We start from the raw sequence: 6,042 nt of genomic DNA, 5'->3' as shown, positions 1-6,042 counted from the left end.
CGGGGGATGTGGTGTTATGGTTTTGTCTTGCGCGGGAGCCGAGAGGTGAGCGCGCAAGCCGAAGCGCTTGAGGCGAAAGTCTTGATGTGTCTGAGGCGGCTTACGAGACCAAGAGGGAGCGATCCCACGGTGTTGTAAGTTCTTCAAGCGGTCGCGAGAGGCCGCGATGACCAACCAACCGATCTCCTGAAAGGGAGTGAGGAACAGTCTGGTCGCACCTGGACAATTGAAAAGTTTAGGAACTGACGCTTTCATCGCGTTTGGTTCTGAGCCGAACCGCAAGGTGAGGTGAGGAGCCGAATGAAAGAGCGATGAAGGTGTGAGGTCCCGTCAAAAAATTTCGTTGCGCTGAAGCAATTCGCTGCAACGGGAGGGTTTTCACGAACTCTCTTGTTGTCGGTGTGCGGATTGTGGAGCAACAACCGGATCTGAGATCCCGGAAAGTCATTGACAGAGAAATCTAGAGATGCACTCTTAAGAACCCTTTTGTGTCAGCGAAAGGAGGCCTCAACTGTTGCCAGTTTTTGCTGAGTAATGGGTGACGCAAATCATTTTGAGGACGTGAAAACGTCTAAGAGGAAATGATCTACAACGGAGAGTTTGATCCTGGCTCAGGATGAACGCTGGCGGCGTGCTTAACACATGCAAGTCGAACGAACCTTCGGGTTAGTGGCGGACGGGTGAGTAACGCGTGAGAATCTGCCCTCAGGAGGGGGACAACAGCTGGAAACGGCTGCTAATACCCCATATGCCGCGAGGTGAAATGAATTTCGCCTGAGGATGAGCTCGCGTCTGATTAGCTAGTTGGTGTAGGTAATGGCTCACCAAGGCATCGATCAGTAGCTGGTCTGAGAGGATGATCAGCCACACTGGGACTGAGACACGGCCCAGACTCCTACGGGAGGCAGCAGTGGGGAATTTTCCGCAATGGGCGAAAGCCTGACGGAGCAACGCCGCGTGAGGGATGAAGGCCTCTGGGCTGTAAACCTCTTTTATCAAGGAAGAAGATCTGACGGTACTTGATGAATAAGCCACGGCTAATTCCGTGCCAGCAGCCGCGGTAATACGGGAGTGGCAAGCGTTATCCGGAATTATTGGGCGTAAAGCGTCCGCAGGCGGCCCTTCAAGTCTGCTGTTAAAAAGTGGAGCTTAACTCCATCATGGCAGTGGAAACTGTTGGGCTTGAGTGTGGTAGGGGCAGAGGGAATTCCCGGTGTAGCGGTGAAATGCGTAGATATCGGGAAGAACACCAGTGGCGAAGGCGCTCTGCTGGGCCATCACTGACGCTCATGGACGAAAGCCAGGGGAGCGAAAGGGATTAGATACCCCTGTAGTCCTGGCCGTAAACGATGAACACTAGGTGTCGGGGGAATCGACCCCCTCGGTGTCGTAGCCAACGCGTTAAGTGTTCCGCCTGGGGAGTACGCACGCAAGTGTGAAACTCAAAGGAATTGACGGGGGCCCGCACAAGCGGTGGAGTATGTGGTTTAATTCGATGCAACGCGAAGAACCTTACCAGGGTTTGACATCCTGCGAATCTCTTGGAAACAGGAGAGTGCCTTCGGGAACGCAGTGACAGGTGGTGCATGGCTGTCGTCAGCTCGTGTCGTGAGATGTTGGGTTAAGTCCCGCAACGAGCGCAACCCACGTCTTTAGTTGCCAGCATTTAGTTGGGCACTCTAGAGAGACTGCCGGTGATAAACCGGAGGAAGGTGTGGATGACGTCAAGTCATCATGCCCCTTACATCCTGGGCTACACACGTACTACAATGCTACGGACAAAGGGCTGCAAGTTCGCGAGGACAAGCAAATCCCATAAACCGTGGCTCAGTTCAGATCGTAGGCTGCAACTCGCCTACGTGAAGGCGGAATCGCTAGTAATCGCAGGTCAGCATACTGCGGTGAATACGTTCCCGGGCCTTGTACACACCGCCCGTCACACCATGGAAGTTGGCCACGCCCGAAGCCGTTACTCCAACCCTTGTGGAGGAGGACGTCGAAGGTGGGGCTGATGACTGGGGTGAAGTCGTAACAAGGTATCCGTACCGGAAGGTGCGGATGGATCACCTCCTAACAGGGAGACAACACAATGATTTTGATGCCTGAGTACTTTTATTCTTAGGCCGAAATCCTGTCACCTTAGGTCGATCGGTACCTCAGCTTTGAAGTCAAGGATCAGCAGCAATGTTGATTGCTTGATGGAGATTTTCAGTTCCTAAACTTTGTCTAGGTCACACCCCAAAAGGGATGAGACTCCTGGGCCATTAGCTCAGGTGGTTAGAGCGCACCCCTGATAAGGGTGAGGTCCCTGGTTCAAGTCCAGGATGGCCCATTCGGTGTTGGGGGTTTAGCTCAGTTGGTAGAGCGCCTGCTTTGCAAGCAGGATGTCAGGAGTTCGAGTCTCCTAACCTCCACTGACCGAACTTTATCCCCATCTCCAAGTTATTGGAGTTGAGCTCGATTGGAGTGTGATTTAGATGTGTCCGCTGGATGACCCCAGCTTCCTGTCATTCCAAGTTTTAAGTTTAAAGCTTTGAATTTGGTTGATAAGATGCTGGGCTCGGATCAAATGTTCAAGCAATTGATGATTTGATTTGAAGTTCTAGCAGAACCTTGACAACTGCATAGGTGAAGTCTGGAAAAACAAAGCATCTTACAGATGCATTGTTTTGAGTTTGATCTTCTGAAAGGAAGATCAAATCCAGAACAATGAAAATTCTTTTGAGCAAGAGCCGAGACTCTTGAGCGTTCTTTGATTGGTGTCGAGCCAATCAGAGTTTGATCTTGTTTTTAGCAATAAAAACTTGAGAATCTGCTTTCAACGGCGGTAAGCGTTCAGGAGATTAATTGGTCAAGCTACAAAGGGCTCACGGCGGATACCTTGGCACACAGAGGCGATGAAGGACGTGGTTACCTGCGATAAGTCTCGGGGAGCTGGAAGCACGCTTTGATCCGGGAATTTCCGAATGGGGCAACCCTTAATACGGCCAGCTGAATCCATAGGCTGGCACGAGCCAACCCAGCGAACTGAAACATCTTAGTAGCTGGAGGAAAGGAAAGTAAAAACGACTCCCTAAGTAGCGGCGAGCGAACGGGGAAGAGCCTAAACCGATACTTTCGAGTATCGGGGTTGTGGGACAGCAACGTGTATCAGGGAAGTTAGGAGAAGTGCTTGAATGGCACGCCACAGAGGGTGAAAGCCCCGTAACCGAAAACTGAACTGAGCTAGCTGTATCCCGAGTAGCACGGAGCACGTGAAATTCCGTGTGAATCCGCGAGGACCACCTCGTAAGGCTAAGTACTACTGTGTGACCGATAGCGAAACAGTACCGCGAGGGAAAGGTGAAAAGAACCCCGGGAGGGGAGTGAAATAGAACATGAAACCGTGAGCCTACAAGCAATGGGAGCCCTACTTATAGGGTGACCGTGTGCCTGTTGAAGAATGAGCCGGCGACTTATAGGCACTGGCGGGTTAAACCGGAAATGGTGGAGCCATAGCGAAAGCGAGTCTGAATAGGGCGTTTGTCAGTGTTTATAGACCCGAACCCGGGTGATCTAACCATGGCCAGGATGAAGCTTGGGTGATACCAAGTGGAGGTCCGAACCGACTGACGTTGAAAAGTCAGCGGATGAGCTGTGGTTAGGGGTGAAATGCCAATCGAACCCGGAGCTAGCTGGTTCTCCCCGAAATACGTTGAGGCGTAGCGTCTCGTGCTCCAGCAGGGGGGTAAAGCCACCATTTCGGTGCGGGCTGCGAGAGCGGTACCAAATCGAGATGAACTCTGAATACCCTGTGTGTAGCGAGGCAGTCAGACTGTGGGGGATAAGCTCCATGGTCGAGAGGGAAACAGCCCAGACCGCCAGCTAAGGTCCCCAAATCAACACTAAGTGATAAAGGAGGTGGGATTGCATAGACAACCAGGAGGTTTGCCTAGAAGCAGCCATCCTCAAAGGAGTGCGTAATAGCTCACTGGTCGAGCGATCCTGCGCCGAAAATGAACGGGGCTAAGTGTTGTACCGAAGCTGCGGATTTTTATGGTAGGGGAGCGTTCTATGTGGGGCGAAGCGTTAGCGTGAGCGGGCGTGGACTGCATAGAAGTGAGAATGTCGGCTTGAGTAGCGAAAACATGGGTGAGAATCCCATGCACCGAAACCCTAAGGGTTCCTCCGGCAGGCTCGTCCGCGGAGGGTTAGTCTGGACCTAAGGCGAGGCCGAAAGGCGTAGTCGATGGATAACAGGTCAACATTCCTGTACCGGTCATGTTTTGGGAAGAGGGACGGAGAAGGCTAGCCAAGCCAGATGTTGGTTACTGGTTCAAGCGTTCGAGGCGTTGAGGAGCGGTGAAAACGTTCCGAGCTGAGGCGTGAGTACGAGCTGCTACGGCAGCGAAGTTGGTGACGTCAAGCTTCCAAGAAAAGCTCTATACCCGTTAAGGCATGACTGCCAGTACCCGAAACCGACACAGGTGGGGTGGTAGAGAATACCGAGGTGCGCGAGGTAACTCTCTCTAAGGAACTCGGCAAAATGGCCCCGTAACTTCGGGAGAAGGGGTGCCACCGCAAGGTGGTCGCAGTGAAGAGGCCCTGGCGACTGTTTACCAAAAACACAGGTCTCCGCTAAGTCGCAAGACGATGTATGGGGGCTGACGCCTGCCCAGTGCCGGAAGGTTAAGGAAGCCGGTCAGCGTAAGCGAAGCTGGCGACTGAAGCCCCGGTGAACGGCGGCCGTAACTATAACGGTCCTAAGGTAGCGAAATTCCTTGTCGGGTAAGTTCCGACCCGCACGAAAGGCGTAACGATCAGGGCGCTGTCTCGGAGAGAGGCTCGGCGAAATAGAATTGTCTGTGAAGATGCGGACTACGTACACCTGGACAGAAAGACCCTATGAAGCTTTACTGTAGCTTGGTATTGTGCCCGGGCTCTGAATGCGCAGGATAGGTGGGAGACGTTGATCTCATGGTTGCGGCTATGAGTTAGTCACTGGTGAGATACCACTCTTTCAGAGCTAGGGTTCTAACGTTCACCCGTTATCCGGGGAGCGGACAGTATCAGGTGGGCAGTTTGACTGGGGCGGTCGCCTCCTAAAAGGTAACGGAGGCGCACAAAGGTTTCCTCAGGCTGGTTGGAAATCAGCTGACGAGTGCAAAAGCAGAAGGAAGCTTGACTGTGAGACCTACAAGTCGAACAGGGACGAAAGTCGGTTTTAGTGATCCGACGGTTCTGAGTGGAAGGGCCGTCGCTCAACGGATAAAAGTTACTCTAGGGATAACAGGCTGATCTCCCCCAAGAGTTCACATCGACGGGGAGGTTTGGCACCTCGATGTCGGCTCATCGCAACCTGGGGCTGAAGTCGGTCCCAAGGGTTGGGCTGTTCGCCCATTAAAGCGGTACGCGAGCTGGGTTCAGAACGTCGTGAGACAGTTCGGTCCATATCCGGTGTACGCGTAGGAACATTGAGAGGATTTCTCCCTAGTACGAGAGGACCGGGAGGAACGCACCTCTGGTGTACCAGTTATCGTGCCAACGGTAAACGCTGGGTAGCCATGTGCGGAGTGGATAACCGCTGAAAGCATCTAAGTGGGAAGCCCACCTCAAGATGAGTGTTCCCATGGGGTAACCCAGTAAGGTCACGGGAAGAACACCCGTTGATAGGCTCTACGTGGAAGTCCAGTAATGGATGCAGCGGAGGAGTACTAATAGACCGAGGGCTTGACCAACATTTTGGTTCTTGCCTGAAGACTCATTTCTTTGTTTGATTCAGACGTGCAGCTTTAGTTGCAGATCCTATGCAGTTCTCAGGGTTCATCCCTTGAGAATGTTTATCTATCCTGGTGTCCATGGCGGTGTGGTCCCACTCCGATCCATCCCGAACTCGGTTGTGAAACGCATCAGCGGCGACGATATTTGGGGGGTAGCCCCCTGAGAAAATAGCTCGATGCCAGGTAAAACATTCTCCAAATAGGTTGATGATGTGCTGATTGCTGAAGCAATCACCATCACCACCCACGAAGAAGCCACCTCTCCTTGAGGTGGCTTTTTTGT

2 tRNA genes and 3 rRNA genes are annotated in these 6,042 nt (G+C 52.7%); all 5 read left to right on the top strand.

Features of this window, described 5'->3' with window-relative positions:
• Window positions 1–588 precede the first annotated feature (588 nt).
• Window positions 589–2,074: ribosomal RNA gene (locus tag DXY04_RS11720) — 16S ribosomal RNA — on the top strand.
• A 184-nt stretch (window positions 2,075–2,258) separates the two neighbouring features.
• Window positions 2,259–2,332: transfer RNA gene (locus DXY04_RS11715), tRNA-Ile, on the top strand.
• A gap of 9 nt (window positions 2,333–2,341) precedes the next feature.
• Window positions 2,342–2,414, top strand: a tRNA-Ala gene (locus DXY04_RS11710).
• A gap of 435 nt (window positions 2,415–2,849) precedes the next feature.
• Window positions 2,850–5,717 (top strand): 23S ribosomal RNA (locus tag DXY04_RS11705).
• A 110-nt stretch (window positions 5,718–5,827) separates the two neighbouring features.
• Window positions 5,828–5,944, top strand: a 5S ribosomal RNA gene (gene rrf / locus DXY04_RS11700).
• Together the 16S, 23S and 5S rRNA genes with 2 tRNA genes alongside form the textbook arrangement of a ribosomal RNA operon.
• The last annotated feature ends 98 nt before the right edge of the window (window positions 5,945–6,042 follow it).

It is taken from the genome of Synechococcus sp. UW86 (genome assembly GCF_900474085.1).
In the GTDB taxonomy this organism is placed as follows: domain Bacteria; phylum Cyanobacteriota; class Cyanobacteriia; order PCC-6307; family Cyanobiaceae; genus Parasynechococcus.
This window is presented reverse-complemented; position numbering and strand designations above follow the sequence as displayed.